Annotated in this window: 15 protein-coding genes and 2 rRNA genes; 8 read left to right on the top strand and 9 right to left on the bottom strand. The window is 50.7% G+C overall.

Translation table 11 applies throughout. The features are described 5' to 3' along the window. Positions 1–8 precede the first annotated feature (8 nt). From JTN23_RS12755 to JTN23_RS12740, 4 genes are all read right to left on the bottom strand, one after another. Complete coding sequence (locus JTN23_RS12755; protein WP_247235221.1) at positions 9–1,160, bottom strand: glycosyltransferase; 1,152 nt, start codon at positions 1,158–1,160, stop codon at positions 9–11. 603 nt (positions 1,161–1,763) lie between these two features. After that, complete coding sequence (locus JTN23_RS12750) at positions 1,764–1,931, bottom strand: hypothetical protein (protein WP_247235220.1); 168 nt, start codon at positions 1,929–1,931, stop codon at positions 1,764–1,766. Between the two features lie 188 nt (positions 1,932–2,119). After that, on the bottom strand, positions 2,120–2,902 hold the full coding sequence (locus JTN23_RS12745) for a 3-keto-disaccharide hydrolase (RefSeq protein WP_409049448.1): 783 nt from the start codon (positions 2,900–2,902) through the stop codon (positions 2,120–2,122). Between the two features lie 54 nt (positions 2,903–2,956). Beyond that, the gene (locus JTN23_RS12740; RefSeq protein WP_247235219.1) at positions 2,957–3,895 is read right to left on the bottom strand and encodes a sugar phosphate isomerase/epimerase family protein; all 939 of its coding nucleotides are present in this window, start codon (positions 3,893–3,895) and stop codon (positions 2,957–2,959) included. Between the two features lie 277 nt (positions 3,896–4,172). Here JTN23_RS12740 and JTN23_RS12735 point away from each other — a divergent pair, with 277 nt between their 5' ends. The 4 genes from JTN23_RS12735 (at position 4,173) to JTN23_RS12720 (ending at position 16,289) form a co-directional block, all read left to right on the top strand. Continuing rightward, positions 4,173–6,860: a PAS domain S-box protein gene (locus JTN23_RS12735; RefSeq protein ID WP_247235218.1), complete on the top strand. Its 2,688-nt coding sequence runs from the start codon at positions 4,173–4,175 to the stop codon at positions 6,858–6,860. Positions 6,861–7,016: 156 nt separating this feature from the next. After that, a complete protein-coding gene (locus tag JTN23_RS12730; protein ID WP_247235217.1) occupies positions 7,017–10,121 on the top strand; it encodes a PAS domain-containing protein in 3,105 nt (1,034 codons plus the stop codon). A gap of 187 nt (positions 10,122–10,308) precedes the next feature. Continuing rightward, positions 10,309–13,977: a PAS domain-containing protein gene (locus tag JTN23_RS12725; protein ID WP_247235216.1), complete on the top strand. Its 3,669-nt coding sequence runs from the start codon at positions 10,309–10,311 to the stop codon at positions 13,975–13,977. A gap of 215 nt (positions 13,978–14,192) precedes the next feature. After that, entirely contained in the window at positions 14,193–16,289 is a 2,097-nt protein-coding gene (locus tag JTN23_RS12720) for a GAF domain-containing sensor histidine kinase (RefSeq protein WP_247235215.1), read from the top strand. A 90-nt stretch (positions 16,290–16,379) separates the two neighbouring features. Here JTN23_RS12720 and JTN23_RS12715 read toward each other — a convergent pair whose 3' ends face one another. Continuing rightward, positions 16,380–17,525 (bottom strand): glycoside hydrolase family 26 protein, encoded by a 1,146-nt coding sequence (locus JTN23_RS12715; RefSeq protein WP_247235214.1) that lies wholly within the window; start codon positions 17,523–17,525, stop codon positions 16,380–16,382. Between the two features lie 222 nt (positions 17,526–17,747). Here JTN23_RS12715 and JTN23_RS12710 point away from each other — a divergent pair, with 222 nt between their 5' ends. The 4 genes from JTN23_RS12710 to JTN23_RS12695 all read left to right on the top strand — a co-directional run bounded on the left by JTN23_RS12710 (position 17,748) and on the right by JTN23_RS12695 (position 21,979). Further along, positions 17,748–18,965: a DUF2264 domain-containing protein gene (locus JTN23_RS12710; protein ID WP_247235213.1), complete on the top strand. Its 1,218-nt coding sequence runs from the start codon at positions 17,748–17,750 to the stop codon at positions 18,963–18,965. 106 nt (positions 18,966–19,071) lie between these two features. Next, positions 19,072–20,289 carry a nucleoside permease gene (locus JTN23_RS12705; RefSeq protein ID WP_247235212.1) on the top strand — a complete coding sequence of 406 codons (1,218 nt, stop codon included), beginning with the start codon at positions 19,072–19,074 and terminating at the stop codon, positions 20,287–20,289. A 260-nt stretch (positions 20,290–20,549) separates the two neighbouring features. Further along, positions 20,550–21,317, top strand: a complete 768-nt coding sequence (locus tag JTN23_RS12700) for an exodeoxyribonuclease III (RefSeq protein WP_247235211.1) — start codon at positions 20,550–20,552, stop codon at positions 21,315–21,317. An 80-nt stretch (positions 21,318–21,397) separates the two neighbouring features. Continuing rightward, positions 21,398–21,979 (top strand): pseudouridine synthase, encoded by a 582-nt coding sequence (locus JTN23_RS12695; protein WP_262918519.1) that lies wholly within the window; start codon positions 21,398–21,400, stop codon positions 21,977–21,979. On the opposite strand, the gene JTN23_RS12690 is transcribed toward JTN23_RS12695, so the two are convergent. The 4 genes from JTN23_RS12690 to JTN23_RS12675 all read right to left on the bottom strand — a co-directional run. Beyond that, a complete protein-coding gene (locus JTN23_RS12690; RefSeq protein WP_247235209.1) occupies positions 21,980–22,312 on the bottom strand; it encodes a GNAT family N-acetyltransferase in 333 nt (110 codons plus the stop codon). Between the two features lie 44 nt (positions 22,313–22,356). Then, entirely contained in the window at positions 22,357–22,782 is a 426-nt protein-coding gene (locus JTN23_RS12685; protein WP_247235208.1) for a PAS domain-containing protein, read from the bottom strand. A 399-nt stretch (positions 22,783–23,181) separates the two neighbouring features. After that, positions 23,182–23,293, bottom strand: a 5S ribosomal RNA gene (gene rrf, locus JTN23_RS12680). A gap of 123 nt (positions 23,294–23,416) precedes the next feature. After that, positions 23,417–23,634 (bottom strand): 23S ribosomal RNA (locus tag JTN23_RS12675); the annotation flags it as partial.

Below are 23,634 nucleotides of genomic sequence, written 5' to 3'. Positions count from 1 at the left end.
TAGAAATATTATATAGTATAGGGTTCTTTGAGTTGCATGATCAGTTCTATCTTATCCAGCGCTTCCAGAATAGCTGTATGTCGGTAGCGTTGAATAGTGTCACGGATGGCAGGATCGCCAAGTACCTCCCGGATAGCCGGTACCAGGTCTTTTACCCGCTTCACTACCCTACCGGTCCCCGACTCTCTGATCCACTCTTCATTGCCTTTCTGCACCGGCTTCATGCCCCGGCTCTCAATGGCCAGCATGGGGGTATGGGTAATCAAAGCTTCGGTGATGGTCATGGCGCCGGGCTTACCTACCGCAAAATCCGCCAGATGCTGGTAGTGAATGGGCGTTTCTTTGAGGTAACTGAACACTACCTTGGGGTACGGTGTGTCAAGAGCGGATAGTTGCTGATACAGCTTTTCATTCTTACCACACATAAACAGAATGTTGGCTTCCAGCCGTTGCCGGGCCAGCTCTCTGGCTATATCCAGTACAATGGCCGACCCCTGCCCCCCGAAGGAGACAAACCCAGTGGGTAGTTCCGGGTTGAGTCCCAGTCGTTGCAACTCAGCCTTTTTATCCAGATGCCGCTCCTGGTACGAATCCGGGTCGGCTATCATGCCGCCGATGGGGTGGATGTACCGATCGGGTATACCGGCCGCCCGGGCCTGCTCCGACAGGCGGGGCGTGGCGTTGAGGTAGTGCTGCTCGATCAGCGGCGTAAACCAGTACCGGGGCTTGGCCTCCTCGAAGTCCACCGGGATGGTAACACACTGTACCCCCGGATTGGCCAGACGGGCGCTGCGGTACAGCACCGGATTGTACATGGGCGTCACGGATACCACTACGTCGGGTACGAAGCCTTTCCAGTATTCACTAATCCGTTCCAGCCCCTTCTGTCCCACCAGATCATGGCACAGCAGCGACAGATTGATCAGCCCTTTCAGGTCAAACACTCGGTCCCGCCTGATCATCCAGTTGAAGTAGTTGATGCCCCTGTGCACAATACGGCCAAAGGGAGGATGATAGTCAAAGACTTCGGTGATGTTAACAACCCGGGCGTTCCAATCAGGGCGCCGTTGCCGGATCGCTTTTTCCAGGGCTACCGCCGACGAGCGATGTCCCGACGCAGCATCAAAGAATACAATGGCAACGTTTTTACGATTGCTCATACAGGTACGAAATAGTCAAAATAGTAAAGCCAGGAAGTGATGATAAGCAATGGGGTGCTTGCTGAGTCAAAAGAGATGGCTGAGTACAAATGACAAAGCCTGATAGTGTGTATGTGTGCTGAAAGCAAAACATTAAAAAAACGGATCTACCAGTCGGACACTAGCTTTCCTGAACTTAACTGATTATTCAGAAGCCGGTAAGTCTATGGGACTATCTCAGAATGCCCGTCAGGATAAAATAACTAGTGTCAGTGGGGCTAACAGGAAGTTGATGGAAGGGGCCACATTGCTACGGGAGTTCTCTATTTTTTATAGCTCTCCCTCTCTCCACAGATTCTGAATTTCATCAAGCGTTCTGCTACGCTACTGGCAAAATAATCCCATAATTAAATAAAGATACTTACAATACAAAACCAGTAGGCAGGCATAGGCTAATTCAACAGATACGACCATGTTGTGCCTGAATCAATAAAAATAAGGCTTACAAACTGTATTATAACAGGTTACAAGCCTTACTAAAGTAGAAGGGCCTCCCCCTACTGCCTACAAAAATATACCCAAAATCATTTTAATCAGGCTCCTGATCAAGGGCGATCAAATACCTTAGCCGTTCTCCTTCAGCATCCTTATAAACGCCTCATCGTACTCTTTGATGGCTTTCAGGAGTTCATCGAGCTCTTTCTTTTCGGGTGTTCCCGGCTTGGCGTTATAGATTTCGTCGGCCCGCTCGGACGCCTTTTCGTATTCGCTTTCGTTGGTTATCTTAATCATGACTGGTCTGATTTAAATGGTATTACTATTCAACTATTCTTCCAATTACCTAGGCTCAGCAATGTATAGAGCTTATAAAAAGAGAACTGTAAATTTAATGCCTGAGCCGGAAAAAGAGGGCTTATTTCGACTTGCCCAGGCATAAAAAAGTAAAAGCCCCGCTGGGCGGGGCTTTTCAGAAATAGTAGTTAGAAGTTGGTATCCGCTTCTTTCAGATCCAGCTCTCTGATCCAGATGTTGCGGTAGAGCACGTTGTGGCCTTCGGCCTGCAGCTTGATACCACCCGGCGTGTCGGTGATACCTTTACCTCCGTCGTTGCCTCCGTCTATACCTGAGTTAGGCCCGCCCCACACCTGGTTGATGGTTTGGTTGGTATGTACTTTCTTGCCGTTGAAGTACATCGTCAGCATGGCCTTCTCGGTGCGCTTGCCGTTCTCGAAGCGAGCCGCTCTGAACACGATGTCGTAGGCATTCCACTTGCCCAGCCCGTTATAGGCATGGTAAGGTGAAGGGGTTTCGTTAATAACGGCCGCCATACCGTGCGAGGTAGTATCCCCATCAAGTACCTGTATTTCGTAGCGGTTCTGGAGGTATACTCCACTATTACCACCAGCTTCGGGAATAAAGAACTCCACGTGCAGGCGGAAGTCCCGGAACTTGTCTTTGGTTACGATGTCGGCGGCTCCGTACTTACCACCGGCGCCGGCGGGGTCGTTGCTGTTGAGAGCCATGCCCTTCCCGGTCGGGTCTTTCACCACCGTCCACTTGATCGGCAGCGTAGCCGCTAGGCGGGGTCCCTCCCAGTAGGTCCACTTTTCGTCGAGCATCTTACGGGAGCCGTCAAAGAGCACCTCTGCTCCTTTGGGGGGCTTGGTACCTACACCTACCTGAGCCTGTACATAGGTAATCATCCCCAACCCTAGTATCAGGGCAGGAAACAGGGCAACTGCTTTCAGAATTGATTTCTTCATCGGGTTTTATTAGTAGAGTAATGAGTAGTTTGATCGTGATCGGGCTGCATACTGCTACACAGCTATTCCTTCTTTTTCTCCTATGGACCGTACATACGTAGCCGCCTGCCGGTATTCATCCTGGGTGCGCAGGTGCTCGAGCATCAGGGGGATATTGGGTAGCTTGCTTAGTTCGCTCAGGAAAACTCCATAATCAAGATTGCCCAGGCCCGGCTGACATTCGAAAAGCTGCGGTGTATAGGCATCTTCCTTAAGTATGATATCTTTCCCGTGGCAACTGCGGATATGCGGGCCCAGTTTCTTAAAGCACTCTCTTATCAGTTCGCCATTGCCATAGAAGGTTCGGGGACTAACCACCAGGTTCATGGGGTCCATGTGTACCCCGAAGCGCTTGTGGTTGATGGCTTTGATGAGCCGCAGGTACGAATCGGCCGAGTCGGGGTAGGTCCAGGGCATGGGTTCCAGGGCGAAGTAGGTGCGCGTAGGCTTTACTTCGTTCAGGATCCTGCGGGTTACCTCTACTATCTCATCAAAGGTATCCTGCGTGAGGTTATCCTTATGCGGCCCAGCCCACTGGTCTGGATTTTTAGATCCGCTGATGTTCACGCAGCAGTTGGCTCCGATGGCCTCCGCCAGGGCTAGTGAGTCCACACACTTCTGATACGCCTCCCGGGCCATTTTAGAATCCGGGCTGATGGGATTGCTCCACGCCCCGACTTCCGAAATAACGATATCGGCCTTTTTGGCGGCCTGCTCATAGGCTTTGATCTCATCAGCCGCTGTACTAGGCTGCACCGGGCAGTAGGCCGCGCGGTAGCCTTCTTTTTTCAGAGCGGCTACCCACTCGTCGGGGCTTTGGTACTTGACAAATACAGGCCCGCCCAACCGGACAAAAGACCTGGCACTAGCCTGTAAAAAACCCGGAAGAGAAGAGGCAACACCGGCAAAGGCAGCCGTTTGCAGCGCTTTTTGGGTGAAAGTTCGGCGATTCATACGCAATGGTGGTAGGGAGTATTTCTTCTTAAAAGCAGGACTGATGATAAAGATACTTGTGTACATAGACAGCCCGAAGTTAGTGGATTTAGTAGTAGATAGTACTTCGGGCACCGGCACCTTATTTTTCGGGTCAACCATAACATATCGCCCCGGTTGATAGTTTGCTCTGTTATCCGGTATACTTTTATATTCAACCCGACTGCTTCCCTTACAATGGCTTTGTCATCAGCAGTACCCATGTAACGGTTGCCTCTATTACTACTTAAATAATTAAATGGATCAACAGGCCCTCACTCTTCTCATGCAACTCCCGATAGCCGTGGGGGTATTTCGCGGCAATGAATACACCATTGAATTAGCCAATGACCTGGCGCTGGAGCTATGGGGTAAAACAAGGCAGGAGGTCATGCACAAACCCGCATTCGAGGTTTTCCCCGAACTACTGAGCCAGGGCTTTGATCAGATACTATACCGGGTCGTTTGTGAGGGAGAGTCTTATAAGGCCAAAGAGCAGCCCGTCGAGCTTATACGCAACGGTGTGAAGGAAACCCTCTACATCAACTTCTCCTACGATCCGCTACGCAACGAAAAAGGAGTAATAGAAGGATTTATCGGTACGGGTACTGATGTAACAGAGCTCGTACTTGCCCGCAAGTACCGCGACGAAACGTACTACCAGCTCCGCTTCCGGGCGGCCGTACTGGAAGCCCAGAGCGAAGCTACCCCCGACGGAGTACTGATTGTCGATACCCGCGGCAAGATACTCCTCCACAACCGGCGCTTTGCTGAAATATGGGATATCCCCCAGTCTGTTCTGGACCATCAGGACGACTTTGCGGCCGTAGAGTATGCCATGGCCAAACTGGACGATCCGCAGGCTTTCATGACCAGGATCAACCACCTGTACAATAGCAACGAAGCAAAAAGCTACGATGAGATCCTGTTCAGGGATGGCCGGGTCATAGAGCGTAATGGTGTACCCGTGGTAGCGGATGATGGCGCCTCCTACGGCTGGGCCTGGTACTTCCGGGATATTACCGAACGAAAAAAGCAGGAGGCCCTGCGGCGTACGATTCTGGAGTCACTCCCCCAGATGGCCTGGACCGCCCGCCCCACCGGAGAGGTAGACTACCTCAACGAACGCTGGTACGAGTACACCGGCCAGACCGAACCCGAAGCCCTTGGCAGCGGCTGGACGAATGTGCTATCACTAGGGGTAGAAGCCGAAGTACTCGACAAGTGGAAGTACAGCCTCGAACACGGGGTACCCTACGAGGTAGAACTCCAGTACCGCCGTCGGGATGGTGAGTACCGCTGGCACATCACCCGGGCCGTACCCATCCGGGAAGGCAACGACATAGTACAGTGGGTAGGTACCTGTACCGATATCCACGAGTTTATAGAGCTGCAGAGCTCCCTGAAGCTGCAATCCAGAGTGCTGGAAAGTATGGAGGAAGGGGTGTCGGTATCCGACGAGAACGGCTTTATCTTTTTTACTAATACGGCCGAGGACCGTATGTTTGGCTACGAACCGGGCGAACTGGTAGGCCAGCATGTAACGGTCCAGAACGCCTATACCCCGGAAGAAAATCAAAAGAAGGTAACCTATGTACTAGCCCATATCCAGGAGCACGGCTACTGGAACGGCGAATGGCACAACCGGCGCAAAGACGGCACCGACTTTTATACCTACTCGCACATTACCTCCATCGAAAGCGGAGGCAAAACCATGCTGGTATGCGTGCAGCGGGATATTACCAAAGAAAAGCAGGACAAGGAGGCTATTAACTACCAGAACCTCCTCTTCCGTACCATGACCGACAACGCGACGGCCACTCTGTTCATGATGGACAAGACCGGGTACTGTACGTTCATGAATGTGGGAGGAGAGAAAATGTTCGGCTTTACGCAGAAGGAGATCCGGCAGAAGCCACTGCACTACCTCATTCACCACCACCGGCCTGATGGCTCTTTCTACCCGATGGAAGATTGCCCCATTGACCGGGCCTTACCCGAAAACTTTGACGTGCGCGCCCACCGTGACCTGTTCTTCCGGAAAGACGGTACCTCCTTCCCGGTCACCTGCGCGGCCAGCCCTATCTTTGATGAGAATGGTGTACCCGTCTCAACGGTCATTGAAGTACGGGATATTACGCTGGAAATAGAGGCGGAACAGGCCCTGCGCCGGAGTGCCGAAGAGCTGGAACAACTGGTTCAGAAACGGACCGAAGAGCTACGCGTAGTCAATGAGCAACTGCAGCAGTTTGCCTACGCGGCCTCCCATGACCTCCAGGAGCCCCTGCGCAAGATCAGCTTCTTCCTTGACCTCCTGCAGTCCAATCTGGGCTCCGCGCTGGATGAGCGCAATGCCCAGATCATCGAGCGGATTCAGGCCACTACAGGTCGGATGCGGGCGCTGATCCATAACCTGCTCGACTACTCCAATGCCACCCTGGGTACTACTACCTTCGGGGAGGTAGATATCAACCAGTTGGTAGAGGAGGTAGTCAGTGATCTGGAGGCTACTGTTATTGAGAAGAACGCTGTCCTGGACATACAAAGGCTACCTGTCATGAATGGGGATGAGCGGCAGCTACGTCAGCTCTTTCATAACCTGATCGGCAACGCCCTCAAGTACAGCAAGCCGGACGTAGCCCCTGAGGTAGTAGTACGATGCACCACCCTCTATGGAAAGGAAACCGGACTCCCCCTGCCGGCCGCCGAGCAGCAGAAGAAATTTTATTTTATAACAGTACGGGACAACGGTATCGGCTTTGAGCAAAAGGATGCTGATAAGATATTCAATGTATTTACGCGCCTGCACAGCAAGGTAGAATACAAAGGAACCGGAGTAGGATTATCGATCGTACGGAAAGTCGTCGAGAACCACAAAGGGTACGTAACGGCCGAAAGTGAGCTTGATGAGGGAGCCACCTTCAAGGTATACTTACCTGTATCCTGACGTTACCCGTTACGCAGTCGGTCAGTGGTTTATTTATATTTGAAAGCTCAAACATTTGTAAGCAGATAATACTTATTTTAGTCCCCCTTTACCACTTAGTAATTTAATAGTTCAGTGATAGATACCTCGGTAGATTTCAGAGCTGCTTTCGAAGCTATGCCTGGCATTAGTACCCTTTTACGGCCCAACTCCCCCTACTTTACTATACTGGCAGTTACCGATGGAGTTGTAACCGCTACGGGTATACCAAGAGAAGAGCTGGTAGGCAGGGATCTTTTTGAAGTTTTCCCGGGCAATCCGGAAGATACTACCGGCGAGCAAGAAGCGCGTGCTTCGCTGGACTATGTACTTACCCATAAGAAGCCGCATCAACTGCCTCTGCTTCGCTATGATATTCCCAACGATGAAGGTACCTACGACGAGCGGTACTGGAAGGTACACCGCAAACCTGTACTTGACAGCCAGGGCGAGGTACTCTATATTATTCATACGAGTGATGACGTAACCGAGCAGATCAAGGCCGAGCAACGGGAAGCTAAGATCAAGGACATCGAGCGGGTCTACAACTTTTTCATGCAGGCTCCGGTCATTATAGCCATTGTCAAGGGACCTGAGTATACCATTGAGCTGGCTAATAAAGATATGCTCTTCTTGTGGGGACGGGGTCCCGAAGTCATAGGCAAGCCTCTGCTTGAGGCTATTCCCGAGCTGGAGCACCAGGGCTTTATCCCCCTGCTGGACCGGGTACGGGAGACGGGTGAGCCGTTTTATGCCTACGAGAGTCCTTCGACCCTGATCCGCGACGGAAAAGAAGAAGTCCGCTACCTCGACTTTGTATACCAGCCCTACTACGACAATCCATCCGATACGGTAGCCACTGGAGTGATCGGTATGGCGCACGACGTGACCGAGCAGGTGCTGGCCCGGCAACGGGTTGAAGAAGTCAATGAGCGCCTGGACTTCCGTAATGCGCTTTTTGAAGCCGAGAACGAAGTCACTCCCGACGGAGTACTTATCGTGGACCCTAAGGGCAATATGGTTCTGCACAACCGGCGGTTTGCCGAGATATGGGACATCCCACAGGAAGTGACTGACACCAAGGATCGGAAAGCGGCGCTACGCCATGCCCTGACTATGGTAGCCGATCCGCAGACATTCCTCAGCAACACTGAGCAGGTATATGCGGGTAATCATGAAAAAGCCTACGATGAGGTACTCCTCAAAGATGGCCGCGTGATCGAGCGCCGGGGCACCCGTATTATTGCCGAGAGCGGCGTCAACTACGGCTGGGCGTGGTACTACCGCGACATCACCGACCGCATCAGGCAGGAACAGAAGTTCCGCAACGTAGTGGAGCAGGCTTCCGATCCTATACTTATTCTTAAAGGCGAGGATCTGGTACTCGAGGTAGCCAACCAGGCCCTGCTTGAGCTCTGGCAGGTGGGCTCTGATGCTATCAACAAGCCCTTCCTGGAGATCCTGCCCGAGATGAAAGACCAGGTGTTTGTAGGGCTGCTACTGAATGTACTACGTACCGGCGAGCCTTTCTATGGCAATGAAACTCCGGCTGTATTCAAGCGCAGGAACGGCAACCTGGAAACCCGCTACGTCAATTTCAGCTACAATCCTTACCGGGAAGCCGATGGTACCATCACGGGAGTACTGGTGATGGCCAATGATGTGACCGGGCAGGTAATGGCCAAGCAGCAGCTGGTAGAGAGCGAAAGAAATTTCCGTAACATGATTCTGCAGTCGCCGGTGGCGATGTGCATACTCAAAGGCTCCTCCTTTACCGTAGAGATTGCCAACGACCGTATGTTTGAGCTGTGGGGACGAGGGGCTGATGAACTCCTGCATAAACCTATCTTTGAGGGAATACCCGAAGCCAGGGAGCAGGGGCTGGAAGACCTGCTCATCCATGTGTATACTACAGGTGAAACCTTCCGGGCCAGTGAGCGGCCGGTGAATCTTCCCCGGGGCGGAAAAGTAGAAACGCTCTACATCAACTTTGTGTACGAACCTTTCCACGAAGGAGACGGCAGCATATCGGGTATTATGGCGGTAGCCATTGACGTGACGGATCAGGTACTGGCCCGCCATGAGACCGAAGTAAAAAACAAAGAACTACAGTTTGTACTGGACTTCATCCCACAGCTGGTATGGCATACGTTACCCGATGGGAGAAGTGACTTTTTTAACCAGACCTACCTGGACTACGCCGGATTGCCCACCGAGCAACTTCTGGGTAATGGCTGGCTGGATATTTTACACCCGGACGACCGGGAGACTACTACCCGGGTATGGCAAACAGCCCTCACCGGGAGTGGCAGCTATGCCGTGGAGCACCGCCTGCGCAGTCGGGATGGCTCCTACCACTGGTTTCTGACCCGGGGAGTACCCCTCAAAGATGAGCAGGGACAGATCATCAAATGGTACGGAACGTCTACCGATATTCAGGAACAGAAAACGGTGGCCGAGCTACTGGAAAGCCGGGTAGAAGAGCGTACCCGCGAGCTACTGGAGGCCAACAACTCGCTGCGGCGAATCAACGCCGAACTGGAGCAGTTTACGTACGTGTCGCACCATGACCTGCAGGAGCCCATCCGCAAGATCCAGATCTTTACCGAAATGGTAAGGTCAGACAGCTATGATAAGCTTACCGCAGCTTCGCAGAAGCGCCTCGACCGGGTAACCGCAGCGGCCGAACGTATGAGTGCAGCCCTTAAGGACGTACTGAACTACGCCAGTCTAAACAAGGAAGAACAACCCGAGCAGGTAGACCTGAATGAAGTACTGGAAACCGTTCAGACAGACCTGGAAGTAGTCATCAGTGAGAAGCAGGCGTCCATTTCGGTGGCTGTGCTTCCGACCATCCGCGCCGTACCCCGGCAGATGCACCAGCTATTCTATAACCTGCTGAACAATGCTCTTAAGTTCTCCAAGCCGGATGCTCAACCCATGATAACCATTACCAGTCAGAAGGCGCATCCTTCGCAGGTATGGGAGCAGCCGGACCTGGACAACAGCAAAGACTACTACGAAATAGCCGTCTCTGACAATGGCATAGGCTTCGATCAGGATTACGAGAATAAGATATTCCTCATGTTCCAGCGACTGCACAGCAAAGATGCCTACGCAGGTACCGGTATAGGACTGGCGCTGGCCAAGAAAGTAGCCCTTAGGCACGGAGGGAAAATCTGGGCCGAAAGCCGGGAAGGTGAAGGGGCGGTATTCAAAGTACTATTACCGGCCAACGAATAACAACTTCGGTACTAGTACGTTAATCTACTTGGCATGAGGATATTCGGCTGATGATACAGCAGAATATAGACCATGATAAGGTACAACCTTTCATTTTTTTACCTTTGTTTCAACAATCACCTTATCAGGCACATATCTATTGTGGAGGTATAGCCTGTGATCGTTATGTTATGCTGATTTTCCCTTTATGAATTTCGAGAATTCTGATTCAGTCATTGAGCCTTCTGTCAATTTCAGAGCCGCTTTTGAGGTTATGCCTGGTAATAGTTGCCTGCTCATGGCCAACCCTCCCAGGTACACTATTCTTGCTGTAACCGATGATTTTCTGCGTACAACGGGCAAGAAGCGGGAGGACCTGATCGGAAAGGGCCATTTTGAACCCTTCCCCGAGAGTCCGGCTGATCCTGACTTCACGGGGGAGAAAAACATTCGTGCTTCTCTTGACTATGTGATCAGCCATAAAGTACCCCATCAGCTAGCGGCTCAGCGGTACGACCTGCCCAATGACGATGGTACCTTCACGGAGCGCTACTGGCGGTCAGAGCATAGGCCGGTCCTGAATCAGGAGGGAGAAGTGGTCTATGTAATTCAGACCTCCGTTGATATTACAGATCAGGTCAAGGCCAAACAACGGGAGGCTAAAATCAAAGGCATCGAAAAGGCTTATAACCTTTTCATGCAGACGCCGGTGATCATTGGCATCGTAAAGGGTGACAACTATGTAATAGAACTGGCCAATGAAGAGCTACTTACCGTATGGAACCGAACCGCCGAGGTAGTAGGCAAGCCCCTGATGCAGGCCATTCCGGAGCTGGAGGAACAGGGATTCAGATACCTTCTGGACCAGGTACGTACTACGGGCGAAGCCTTCTATGCCAATGAATATCCCATTGACCTGGTACGCAACGGCAAGCGGGAGATCCGTTACCTGGACTTCGTCTATAAGCCTTACTACGAATCATCAGCGGATACCATAGCGACCGGGGTGTTCGCGCTGGGGCACGATGTAACGGAGCAGGTGCTGGCGCGGCAAAAAATAAAGGAAAGTGAAGAAGAGATGCGGCTTGCCATTGAAATAGCCGAGCTAGGTACCTACCATGTTGATTTGCGAACCAATACGGCCACCTATTCCGACCGGGTGATGGAATGGCTAGGGCTGACCACTCAGGGGATGGATATGGAGGCTATCTTTGGCACTATCCATCCCGATGATCAGCAGCGAGTCAAGAATAGCATCCGGCAAACTACCCAATCACAGGAATACAGCCGGCACGATCTGACGTATAAGGTTGCTGACCCACAGACCGGAGCCATCAGGTACCTCCACTCCGTGGGGGAAACCATGTTCAATGAGCAACAGCAGCCTTACCAGATCGTCGGGGTTATTCAGGATGTGTCTGCTCAGGTAGATTATATCAGGCAAAAGGAAGAAAGAGAAAAGGAACTCCGGCAAAGCAACGAACGCTTTGAACTGGTTTCCAAAGCTACTCAGGACTCGATCTGGGACTGGAACATAACTACCGGAGAGATGTACCGGGGCCCGGGCTTCACGAGTATGCTCGGTTTTGAGCTTGCCGAATTATCTTTAAATATGGGTTATTGGCTGTCCTTTATTCATCCCGATGATGTACAGCGGGTAGCCGATAGCATTCAGCAAATACGTGAAAGCCAGGATACACAGGAGGTCATCTGGGAGCAGGAATATCGCATACGACGAAAGAGCGGCGATTATGCCTACATCCGGGATAGGGGAATTATTCTTAAAGATTCTCAGGGGCAAGCCATCCGCATGATCGGGGCTATGCGGGATGTTTCGGAGAACCACTACTATCTGGCTCTTGAAAAGCTGGAGAGAGAGATACTGCAGATGAACGTAGTGAAGAAAACAAATCTTCATAAAATAGTCGAATACTACTTACTGCAGATCGAAACATTACATCCCGGAATGCTTTGTTCCATTCTGGAAGTAAAAAATAACAGGATTTACAATCTGGCTTCGCCTAACCTGTCTTCGGCTTACCTCAACTCCATTGAGGGGGCCGAAATAGGAGAATACGCAGGCTCATGCGGTACAGCCGCTTATCTCAAAGAAAAAGTCATTGTTACGGATATACAAAACGATGTACGTTGGAATGGCTATCAGGACCTGGCTGCGGAGCACAATCTGAGAGCATGCTGGTCACACCCTATACTGGACGCTCATGGAGCCGTGATCGCTACCTTTGCCTGCTACTACCACGAACCCAAATCGCCTACCTCACTGGAGGAGAATACCATCAAGCGGACCAGTAATATCTTACAGGTGATTCTGGAAAGCTATAAAAAGGAAAAAGCCCTACGGGAAAGCACCAAACGCTATGAGCTGGTCACTAAAGCGACCAGCGACGCTATCTGGGACTGGAACATACCCGAAGACAAGATCTATTTTAACGATGCCTATACCCAGCTGTTTGGCTACGACAACTCCATCCTGTCCATAGAGAGGGCCTGGAGCAGCCACATTCATGAGGACGATAAGCAGAGAGTAACAGATAGTTTTCAAAAAGCCTTTGCGGACCCTACGGTACTTGCCTGGCAGGAAGAGTACCGCTTTGTCCGGGCTGATGGTACCATCGCCTACGTACATGATCGGGGCATCATCCTTCGTAATGGGGAAGGGCGCGCCACTCAGATGGTAGGAGCCATGCTGGACATCACAGATCGTAAACAATTTGAAGCTACTCTGGCCCAGCGTGAAGAGCAGTTCCGGACGCTGGCGAACTCCATATTCCAGCTGGCCTGGATGGCCGATGCCCATGGCTGGATCCATTGGTACAACGACCGGTGGTATGACTACACAGGTACTACCCTGGAAGAAATGCAGGGCTGGGGCTGGGCAAAGGTACACCACCCCGACCATGTCGAACGGGTAGTAGCCTTTGCAAAAGAAGCCTGGCCCAGGGGGGAGTCCTTTGAGCTTACCTTCCCGCTTCGTGGCAAAGATGGTACCTACCGATGGTTTCTGACCCGTGCGGTGCCCGTAAAAGATCAGGATGGAAACGTGACTCAGTGGATTGGTACCAATACCGACATTGATGCTCAGAAACAGGCCGAGGCCCTTCTGGAAGAAAAAGTAAGAGAGCGAACCCTGGAACTGGAAAACAAAACCCGGGAGCTGGAGCAGTTTACGTACGTATCGCATCATGACCTGAAGGAGCCTATCCGCAAGATCCAGATCTTTACCGAAATGATTAAGGCTGATAGCTACGATAAGCTCTCGGAGGCCTCACGTAAGCGACTGGACCGGGTGAGTGACTCGGCCCACCGGATGAATGCCGCCCTGACGGACGTGCTGAACTTTGCCAGCCTCAATCAGGAGGAGCAGCCTAAGCAGGTAGATCTGAATGCGGTGCTGGTAGCGGTACAGTCCGACCTCGAGCTACTGATCACCGAAAAGAACGCTTCCATTGCCATAGCTCCTCTCCCAACGATAGTAGCCGTACAATGGCAGTTGCACCAGCTGTTTTATAACCTGCTGGGCAATGCTATCAAGTTCTCCAAGCCGGGCGTACCGCCCGCTATTACCATTAGCTGCCAGCGGGTAGCCCCGGAGCAGGTGGCCCAGCACCCGGACCTGGATCGCCGCAAGGACTACTACGAGCTGAGGGTAAAGGACAACGGCATTGGATTTGCCCAGAATTACGCCGAAAAGATATTCGTCATATTCCAGCGGCTGCATAGTAAGGATGCTTACGCAGGTACCGGTATCGGTCTGGCACTGGCTAAGAAGGTAGTCGTGAAGCACGGAGGGAAGATCTGGGCCGAAAGCCAGCCCGGCGACGGCGCCACTTTCAGGATCATACTCCCTGCGGAATAGCTGCTTTCTGCCAAACAGAGAAATGGTAAAGAGGGAGAGCTGTTGAGGCTCTCCCTCTTTACCTGATTATACCCTGCCCTCTTGCCTTCAGTAAGCTTTTGTTTAAGACCTGATGCCTCTACACTATCATTTTGAGGATTTTAAACTTAAAGTTATCCAAGAACGTTTCCTTAAAATAGTCATATTCTACATTAAGGAGACAACCTCTCTAAAGCATGATCAATACATTTGGGATAGACATCATTCCGGAGAATGATGCACAGCGGCTGGAAGCTTTATACAGGTATCAACTACTGGACTCTCCTCCTGAGAAATCATTCACTAATTTAGCCCATATCATTGCCGACGTATTTGATGTTCCCATTGCTTTGATCTCTCTGGTAGATAAGGAGCGTGTACATTTTAAAGGGAATGTAGGTATGCCAGGCATCAAAAACGTAGACCGGGGGCAAAGCCTCTGTTCGCTGGCTGTTCTATCCCAGGAGCCTACTGTTATATCCAATACCCTTGCAGACCCCTGCCTGCTGGCTAATCCGCTCGTACACGGCGATTTTGGGCTTCGTTTTTACGCAGGAGCTCCTCTTATCACTCCCGATGGGTTCAACATAGGTACTGTCTGTATCGTCGATAAAAAAGAAAGAACTTTTACAGAAAGGGAAAAGGAACGCCTGGTCAGGTTTTCCAAAACGGTCATGCACGAAATAGAGCTACGGCTGGCTTCCATCCAGCAGGCCAAGGTGCAGGACGAATTATACAAGACTCAGATTCAGCTTCATGCTGCTCTGGCAGCCGGTAAAGTCACCACCTGGCACTGGGATATGGTGGAGAACTGCCTCTCCGGCAGTGCTGAGCTAGCCAGCTTGTTCGGAGTGGATGCTCAGGAGGCCATCAAGGGTCTTCCCCTTGAAATCTTTATTAAATCCATTTTTGAGGAGGACCGTGACTATGTAACGGCGCGCATCCAACGCGCTATTGAAACGGGTGAAGAATACGAAGCTGAATACCGGGTAGTCAACAGCGAGGGTCAGCAACGGTGGGCTATTGCGCGGGGTAAAGTTATGTATGATTGTCACCAGTCCCCGATTGGATTTACGGGCATCCTGATCGACGTTACTGAAAAGAAACAGGCCGAACAGGAAATAACCGATAAGAATAAGGAGCTGAATAGCCTGTATCAGGAGCTTCAGTTTGTGACCAATACCATTCCACAACTGGCATGGGCCACTGATCCCGACGGTACTGCCAACTTCTTCAACAAAGTATGGTATGAGTACAGCGGTCTGACGTATGACGAATTAAAAGCCAGCGGCTGGACCCAACTGCTCCATCCGGAAGATTATACTAGTACGCTGCGGGCGTGGCAACAGGCCCGCGCCACCGGAGGCATCTATGAAGTAGAATACCGCCTGAAGAGACATGATGGTACATACCGATGGTTTTTGGCCCGGGGTATTCCAATGAAAGACTCTCAGGACAACATCATCAAATGGTACGGAACCACTACGGACATTCAGGACCAGAAAATGGTAGCCGAAGTACTGGAAAGCCGGGTGGAAGAACGTACCCGCGAGCTACTGGAAGCCAACAATACCCTACGACGTATCAACGCGGAGCAGGAGCAGTTTACGTACATATCGCACCACGATCTTAAGGAGCCCATCCGCAAGATCCAGCTCTTTACGGACATGATCAAAGCTGATAGCAGTAATACACTATCAGCAGATTCGCAGAAACGGTTGGACCGCATAGCGGTAGCCTCCGAGCGTATGATTGCGGCGCTTAAAGATGTTCTGGACTTTGCCAGCCTCAATCAGGAAGAGCAACCCGAGCAGGTAGACCTCAATGAAGTGATAGAGGCCGTCAAAACAGATCTGGAACCGGTTATTGCAGAAAAACAGGCGACGATTCAGGTAGCTACGCTTCCTACTATTCGGGCTGTACCGCGGCAGATGCACCAGTTGTTTTATAACCTGGTGAGCAATGCTCTTAAATTCTCAAAGCCTGACGTAGCTCCTGAAATTTCAATAACCTACCAAAGGTTTATGCCCGCTGAGGTACATAATCATCCTGAACTGGATAGCCACAGGGAGTACTACAAGATCGCCATCCGGGACAATGGGATAGGCTTTGACCAACAGTACCAGGACAAGATATTCCTTATGTTCCAGCGACTGCACAGTAAGGATGCCTATGCAGGTACCGGTATTGGACTAGCGCTGGTAAGGAAAGTAGCTCTCAAGCACGGTGGAAAAATCTGGGCCGAAAGCCGCGAGGGCGAAGGCGCCACCTTTAAAGTCGTACTGCCGGCTTAGTAGTAAACTTAGCCCTAAACAACAAGAGCGGAGGACGTGGTCCTCCGCTCTTGTTGTACCTAGTAAGTAGTGGTACAGCCGCTACTGCTTCTAGAATATACCAAGGAACTTCTTTCTCCGGTATATTTCTTTCAGGTCTTTTTCGAATAGCGTGTACGGATCGTTGTAAAACTTGATAAAATCCGGTACACTGGTATGTCCCGGATAGGGGGCGTAGTAGTGCGTGGGGCTACGGACATCATTCCGCCACACCAGTACGTAGGCTAGCTTCATATTGTCGGTCCTCATCACCTTCAGCAGGGTATTGTTCCACCAGGTGGTATCCGGTATCGACTCCAGACCGGTTTCGGTGAAGGCGGCCAGTTTACCGGCTTTCTGCGCATAGTCGGATACAATCTTCAGCTTGCGTGAAGCTGTAGCCAGATCGTACCGGTCACGTCCCATATCGCCGTAGTTATCCATACCTACCATATCCACCCACTCATCACCGGGGTACCTCTCCAGAAACTCTTCTTCGGTGTTGAACCGGTTGTCCGGTGAAAAGGCATAGATGAAGTTATGCACGCCCAGGCTGTCGCGCAGGTAGGATACCGTAAAGCGCCACAGGGAGATATACTCTTCGCGCGACGTATGGGGCTTACCCCACCAGAACCAGCCGCCGTCAAACTCATGAAAAGGACGGAAGATAACGGGCACCAGCTTGCCATCGGCTCCTCGTATGCTATGCGCCCAATCTCCAATCCCTCTCAGGATCTCTTTGTACTGCTCATGCGCCTCTCCGCCGGGAATGATGTACTTAACCGCCGGTAGCGACACCGAATCTTTCCAGTAGAATCCGCCCGGCGATACCGGATTGGAAAAGTGCCAGGCTACGGTAGTAACCCCACCCCGGTTGTAGGTATCTACGACATTCTTACGAAGGTCCTCTTTGGCTTTACGGATAGCCTCCGGCGAGCGCCCTGAAAACCCGCTGAAATCAACCCCTATCACAGCCGGATGCGAACCTGTCACCGACTTCACATCCGAACGATCCTCCTCACCAGCCCAGCCATGACCGTACTCGGTCGCGTGCTGATGCCCAAAGAGCGTATGGTTTTTAGAAAGTTTATCAAGATTCTTGAACAGAGCTTTGGTTTCAGGAGTAGCCTTCTTATCGATAGGCTTCCCCTTTTGTGCCTGTACAGCCCCCAGCGAAAGCAGGGCCACTGCTACCGCTACTATTACATTCTTTTTCATTAGAAGATTTAGATTCACTTTTTACTTCCTCAAAAATAACGTGAATCGGGGGTAGCTACTGCCCGCATAAAATTTTATATCAGCTTCTGTTAAAATAGTATCAGAATCGTCTTTACTTCTATAACTACTCAAAAATAAATAGTAGCCACAACCATAGTAACCATACGTTTACTTGCAAATATGGCCTGCACGGACCATATTTGTCCTACTACTGATATTCCTATGCTCCGACGCCTCTTCCTCAAAACTCTCGGTACCTCCAGTATACTGGGTACTGGTAATCTGCGGGCTTTTGCATCCACACCCCCACCTTCTGACCGTACCTTCTGGCTGGCTCACCTGGACAAGCTGGCTAAGCCCGTACTGGGTAATCTGGCTAATGATACCCTCAAGGCCACTATGCCCGTTGAAGGCAAAACTAACGACCGCCCCCAGTATACGCACCTCGAAGCATTTGGAAGGTTGATGGCGGGTATTGGTCCCTGGCTCAACCTCAGTACTATATCGGATACCGAAGAAAAAAAATTACATACTACCTACTTCAGGCTGGCCCAGCAGGCGCTTGCCAACGCTACCAATCCTGCGGCCAAAGACTTCCTGAACTTCAATAAGGGTGGACAGCCCCTGGTAGATGCCGCTTTCCTCGCACACAGCCTGGTCCGGGCTCCGGCCCTATGGAACAGCCTGTCCGATGAGGTAAAATCGAATGTGGTGAAGGCTTTCCAGAGCAGCCGTGTGATACGTCCCGGGTTCAGTAACTGGCTCCTGTTTAGTGGCATGATAGAGGCCTTCTTTGCCAGGTACGGCTACGAATACGACAAGATGCGGCTCGACTACGCCATCCGACAGCACGAGCAGTGGTACATGGGCGATAGTATGTACGGCGACGGCCCCAACTTCCACTGGGACTACTACAATAGCTACGTCATTCAGCCTTTCCTCTTTGATATACTAACGATCATAGCCCCGGCCGACAAAACCTATCAGAGTATATATGAGAATGTGACGAAGAGGGCAGTACGCTACGCGGCCATTCAGGAACGCCTGATCGCTCCTGATGGTACCTTCCCGATCATCGGCCGCTCCATAGCCTACCGTGCGGGCGCTTTTCAGCACCTGGCTAATATGGCCCTGGTCGGGCAGCTTCCCGAAGGCGTATCCCCCGCTCAGGTTCGTTCCGCTCTTACGGCCGTTATTCGCAAAACAATGGAGCGCCCCGATACCTTCGACGCCAAAGGCTGGCTACAGATCGGACTGTATGGGCATCAACCGGCCCTGGGAGAGCGGTATATTTCTACCGGTAGCCTGTACCTGTGCGCCGAGGCATTGCTCCCGCTTGGCTTACCTCAGTCGCACGATTTCTGGGCGGCTCCGGCGGCTGACTGGACTTCGCGCAAGGTATGGAGTGGCGTAGATTTACCCGCAGATCATGCAATTTAGAGGTTGGAGTCAGATCTACGGACTTTTTAAAATTTTTACATTAATATCTTATATTGTACATTTAACGTTAACATATAACTAAAACCCCTTCTTTTCTTTTCACTATATGAAGACCAGCGTTCGCATTCAATTGATGGTCATGATGTTTCTCCAGTTCTTTGTCTGGGGAGCTTGGTATGGCCAAATGAGTAAGTACATGTTTACACAGCTTGGTGCATCGGGCGGACAGGTAGGTAATGCCTACGCTGCCTTCTCGCTGGCCATGATTGTGGCTCCTTTTTTCGTGGGGATGATCGCGGATCGCTATTTTGCCGCTCAGAAAGTACTGGGCGTACTCAACCTGGCCGGGGCTGCGGTACTCTTCTTCCTGATCCAGACTCAGGATGCTGATACTTTCTTCTGGATGATCCTGACCTACTGCCTTACCTTTGCCCCTACCCTGGCCCTGACGAGCTCCATTGCGATGCAGCAGATGAAGAATTCGGAGACGGAGTTCCCTCCCATCCGGGTTATGGGTACTGTAGCCTGGATCGTGGTTACCAACATCGTAGGGTACTATGCAATAGGTGATAAGGTGGCGATCTTCCAGCTTTCGATGTACTCAGCGCTTATCCTGGGTATCTTTTCGTTCTTCCTGCCCAACACACCTCCCAAGCCATCGGAGGGTACTTCGTTTTCCGAGGTGGCCGGTCTGGACGCGTTCAAGCTGTTCAAGGATCGTTCTTTTGCCGTATTCTTTATCTCGTCGGTCCTGATCTGTATCCCCCTTTCCTTCTACTACGCCATGGCTAACCCATCCCTGACTGACTCGGGGATGGCTAACGTAGAGAATAAAATGTCGCTGGGACAGGCCTCGGAGTTCTTCTTCATGCTTCTGATTCCGGTAGCTTTTACCCGCTTAGGCGTGAAGTGGATGCTGGTAGTTGGTCTGATTGCCTGGATTCTGCGCTTCATTTTCTTTGGCTACGGCGATGCTGGTTCAGGAGAGTGGATGTTCTACATGGCCATCATTCTACACGGTGTATGCTACGATTTCTTCTTTGTGACCGGACAGATCTATACAGACAACAAAGCCGGTGCCAAGATTAAATCATCCGCTCAGGGACTTATTACTCTGGCTACCTACGGCATCGGTATGGGTATTGGTTCATGGCTTTCGGGTATTACTGCCGACTACTATACCCAGGATGGCCTGAAAAATTGGACCGCGATCTGGATGGTACCTGCTGCCATTGCGGTAGTAGTACTGCTTCTGTTCATTCTGTTCTTCAAGGATAACAAGACCAAAGCACCTGTTCAGGAAGGCGAAGTAGTAGTAGCCTGATGGGTTTTATAATATCTTTTCAAGACCTCCCGGAACTTCTACGGTTCGGGAGGTTTTTTGTTATAGGTGTTAGGGTTTAGGTACATAGACATTAGCTTTGCAACCTGATTTGAAAGCAGTACTTCGGTTGCTTTTTTCCTATCCAACGAGAAGTTACCCAAACGTGGTCGGGGCCAGTGGAGACACGGGATAAGGATAGGCTCAACAAGTTAACACCTAACTACTAATAACCAAAAGCTACTAACTAACAGCTATTATCCATGCAGATCCTCTCCTATAATGTGAATGGCATTCGGGCGGCTATCAAGAATGGCCTGATCGACTGGCTCAGCGATAAATCATACGATGTACTTTGTTTTCAGGAAGTAAAAGCTACCCAGGATCAGGTAGACCTATCGGGCTTTGAGGCTTTGGGTTATCAGGTCAGGGGCTGGCATGCAGCCGAGAAAAAAGGATACAGCGGAGTAGCCATACTCTCCCGGACTACGCCTGACCTGATGGTAGATGGTTGTGGACTCTCACTATATGACTGCGAAGGACGTGTGATACGGGCTGATTTCGGAGATGTTACCATCCTTAACTGCTACTTCCCTTCGGGTACTAGCGGCGAGGTGCGTCAGGACCTGAAAATGCGCTTCCTGGACGACTTTTTTGAATATGCTCATACGCTACGTCAGACGCGTCCGAACCTGATCATCTGCGGAGATTATAACATTGCCCATACGCCCAATGACATACATGACCCCATTCGCAACAAGAACACTACCGGATTTCTACCCGAAGAACGCGAATGGATGACCAAGTGGTTTAGCAGCGGCTTTACGGATGCCTTCCGGCACCTAAATCCTGAACTCACCGAATACAGCTGGTGGAGCTACCGGGCGGGTGCCCGGACCAATAACAAAGGCTGGCGTATCGACTACCAGTCTGTAACGGATACGCTCCGTGACCGGTTGGTCAACTGCCGCCAGATCTGTGAGGCTGTCCATTCCGATCATTGCCCTGTATGGCTGGAAATAGCTCAGTAGAAGCACCGAAACATTGCCTGGCAGTGCTGGTTAGTACTGGTAGTACTTAGTAGTTTGATATATATTCTTATTCTGATATTTTGCTCCGTTACTTTCTGATATACAAGCCTTATGGAATGCTTTCCCAATTCAGCCGGGAGGGCGACAAACCTACTCTGGCTGATCTGGACTTTACATTTCCTAAGGATGTATATCCCGTAGGACGTCTGGATGCGGATAGTGAAGGATTATTATTACTTACCAATGATAATTGGCTAAAGACCAAACTACTCGAACCCCGCAACAAACACTACCGTACCTATTACGTACAGGTAGAAGGTGTTATCACGGAAGAGGCTTGTGAAAATTTATCAAAGGGAGTGACAATATCCATAAATGGAAAAAGCTACGAAACGCTTCCCGCGCGTGCCGTAGCTATTGATGAACCACAATTACCAGAGCGAAATCCTCCGATTCGCTTCCGGCAGAATATCCCAACCTCCTGGGTATCCCTATCACTCTATGAAGGAAAAAACCGACAGGTGCGGCGTATGACGGCGGCCGTAGGCTTTCCCACGCTCCGACTCGTACGCTGGGCCATAGGCAACACGGTACTCGGTACTATGCAGCCTGGCGAAGTCAGAGAAGTGGAAGGAAAAGAGCTAATCAAAAAGATCCTGTAATCAAGGCTCTTCCGACTGCTCATTGATCATAGCATCCGGATCAAAATCATCCGCAATGAGGTGCTTGTACTGCTGGGCGTGAGCATGGATGTATTCCTCCATAAACAGGCAGTAAGGCTTGATCTTTATGCCCTCCTTCTCTGCATATTCAAGGGTATATCTTGCCAGAGCTGTTCCGTATCCTTTACCTTCCAGCTCCACGGGTACTTCCGTATGATTGATAGCCATATCACCATTTTCCCATTCATACATCTGAACTGCCTCTCCGTATTCGGTATGAATTACGAATTGCAGCTTATCAGGCTCATGTATAATCGCATGATTACTTGTCATAGGTTATTATGCAGTTTGTAGTCCGAATTCTTCTGGTACCTTACCTACTTCTCTTGCTCGAGAGCTATGAAGTTCATCAGTTCCTGTTTAGCGTTGAAAACAGGAATAATGTGTACATCACAGGTATAAAACTGCCCCGACTTACGGTAGTTAATGATACTTCCTTTGAATTGTTCCCGTTCAGCCAGACACTCTCTGATCTTGCCTCTGATCTCAGGCTGGGTCATTTCTCCTTGCAGAAAAGAAGGTCTTTTTTTGAAGACTTCACAAAAAGTATACCCGGTCATGCGTGTAAAGCCCTGGCTGGTCCAGATGATCTGCTGTGACAAGTCTGTCACGACTACTGCCTTTTTACGACCAGCCAGATAAGGTCTGGCCTGGCGTAAGTCATATATCCAGCCTTTTTTCTGATGCATTGCCTGCAATTCCTCCCATTCATTCTTTTTGACAGGCTTGGTAAAAAACTCCATTCCTAGTAGCAAAGGAGTTGTGGTTCGGATACTTGTAAAGGTATCGCAGTTTGTTTTTGGTGAAAGATCCAGCATAGGTCAGAAGTATTTAATAGGTATGACTATCGTAGTTTTCTACAAAGCATAGAACAGTATCTACAAATTGGACAACGACCTGTTTAGAAGTTTTGTTAAATGCGTATTAAACAAGTGTGGAAAATTAGTAAATACTTACCAACCTATTGGTCAGGTAAGCTAATTCCAAAAGGCAGTAATAGGTTGTTTGATGACTGGAAGTAGATATAAAAAAAGGCTCCTCCCTTGTGGGAAGAGCCCTCTATTGCTGTTAACGAAGTGCAGTGGTAGGTATAAACAGCAAAGGAGCCACAGCGTGTGCTGCGACTCCTTGTGCTTGATAGGGTGTGGCGGCTACCTACTTTACCGGGCGAAGACCCAGTATCATCGGCGGTGCGGGGCTTAACTTCTCTGTTCGGGATGGGAAGAGGTGATCACCCGCCCCATAGCCACCATCAGGCCTGGGGAGTGTCAGGTACTACCGTGGTAGCTGTTTAGAGCTAAGACCACTGTACCCGCATCTTTGTCTTTGACAAGGTTAGAAGAAAAAAGAAAAGAAAAAGCAGCTAAGAAAATACTGTTAAGCAAGCTCTTGGGTGATTAGTACCACTCAGCTAAACGCCTTTCAGCGCGTACACCTGTGGCCTATCAACGTTGTCGTCTACAACGACCCTTCTAGGGAAGACTCATCTTCGGGCCAGTTTCGCACTTAGATGCTTTCAGCGCTTATCTGTTCCCCACATAGCTACCCGGCCATGCCACTGGCGTGACAACCGGTGCACCAGCGGTGGGTCCACC

It is taken from the genome of Telluribacter roseus, assembly GCF_017355915.2.
In the GTDB taxonomy this organism is placed as follows: Bacteria; Bacteroidota; Bacteroidia; order Cytophagales; family Spirosomataceae; genus Telluribacter.
The sequence above is the reverse complement of the archived record's forward strand: the minus strand, read 5'-3'. Positions and strand labels throughout refer to the sequence as shown.

Bases quoted from the DNA above. Each gene is read 5' to 3' on its own strand.
- JTN23_RS12755 (WP_247235221.1), bottom strand. From the start codon at position 1,160: ATGAGCAATCGTAAAAACGTTGCCATTGTATTCTTTGATGCTGCGTCG.
- JTN23_RS12750 (WP_247235220.1), bottom strand. From the start codon at position 1,931: ATGATTAAGATAACCAACGAAAGCGAATACGAAAAGGCGTCCGAGCGG.
- JTN23_RS12745 (WP_409049448.1), bottom strand. From the start codon at position 2,902: ATGAAGAAATCAATTCTGAAAGCAGTTGCCCTGTTTCCTGCCCTGATA.
- JTN23_RS12740 (WP_247235219.1), bottom strand. From the start codon at position 3,895: ATGAATCGCCGAACTTTCACCCAAAAAGCGCTGCAAACGGCTGCCTTT.
- JTN23_RS12735 (WP_247235218.1), top strand. From the start codon at position 4,173: ATGGATCAACAGGCCCTCACTCTTCTCATGCAACTCCCGATAGCCGTG.
- JTN23_RS12730 (WP_247235217.1), top strand. From the start codon at position 7,017: ATGCCTGGCATTAGTACCCTTTTACGGCCCAACTCCCCCTACTTTACT.
- JTN23_RS12725 (WP_247235216.1), top strand. From the start codon at position 10,309: ATGAATTTCGAGAATTCTGATTCAGTCATTGAGCCTTCTGTCAATTTC.
- JTN23_RS12720 (WP_247235215.1), top strand. From the start codon at position 14,193: ATGATCAATACATTTGGGATAGACATCATTCCGGAGAATGATGCACAG.
- JTN23_RS12715 (WP_247235214.1), bottom strand. From the start codon at position 17,525: ATGAAAAAGAATGTAATAGTAGCGGTAGCAGTGGCCCTGCTTTCGCTG.
- JTN23_RS12710 (WP_247235213.1), top strand. From the start codon at position 17,748: ATGCTCCGACGCCTCTTCCTCAAAACTCTCGGTACCTCCAGTATACTG.
- JTN23_RS12705 (WP_247235212.1), top strand. From the start codon at position 19,072: ATGAAGACCAGCGTTCGCATTCAATTGATGGTCATGATGTTTCTCCAG.
- JTN23_RS12700 (WP_247235211.1), top strand. From the start codon at position 20,550: ATGCAGATCCTCTCCTATAATGTGAATGGCATTCGGGCGGCTATCAAG.
- JTN23_RS12690 (WP_247235209.1), bottom strand. From the start codon at position 22,312: ATGACAAGTAATCATGCGATTATACATGAGCCTGATAAGCTGCAATTC.
- JTN23_RS12685 (WP_247235208.1), bottom strand. From the start codon at position 22,782: ATGGAGTTTTTTACCAAGCCTGTCAAAAAGAATGAATGGGAGGAATTG.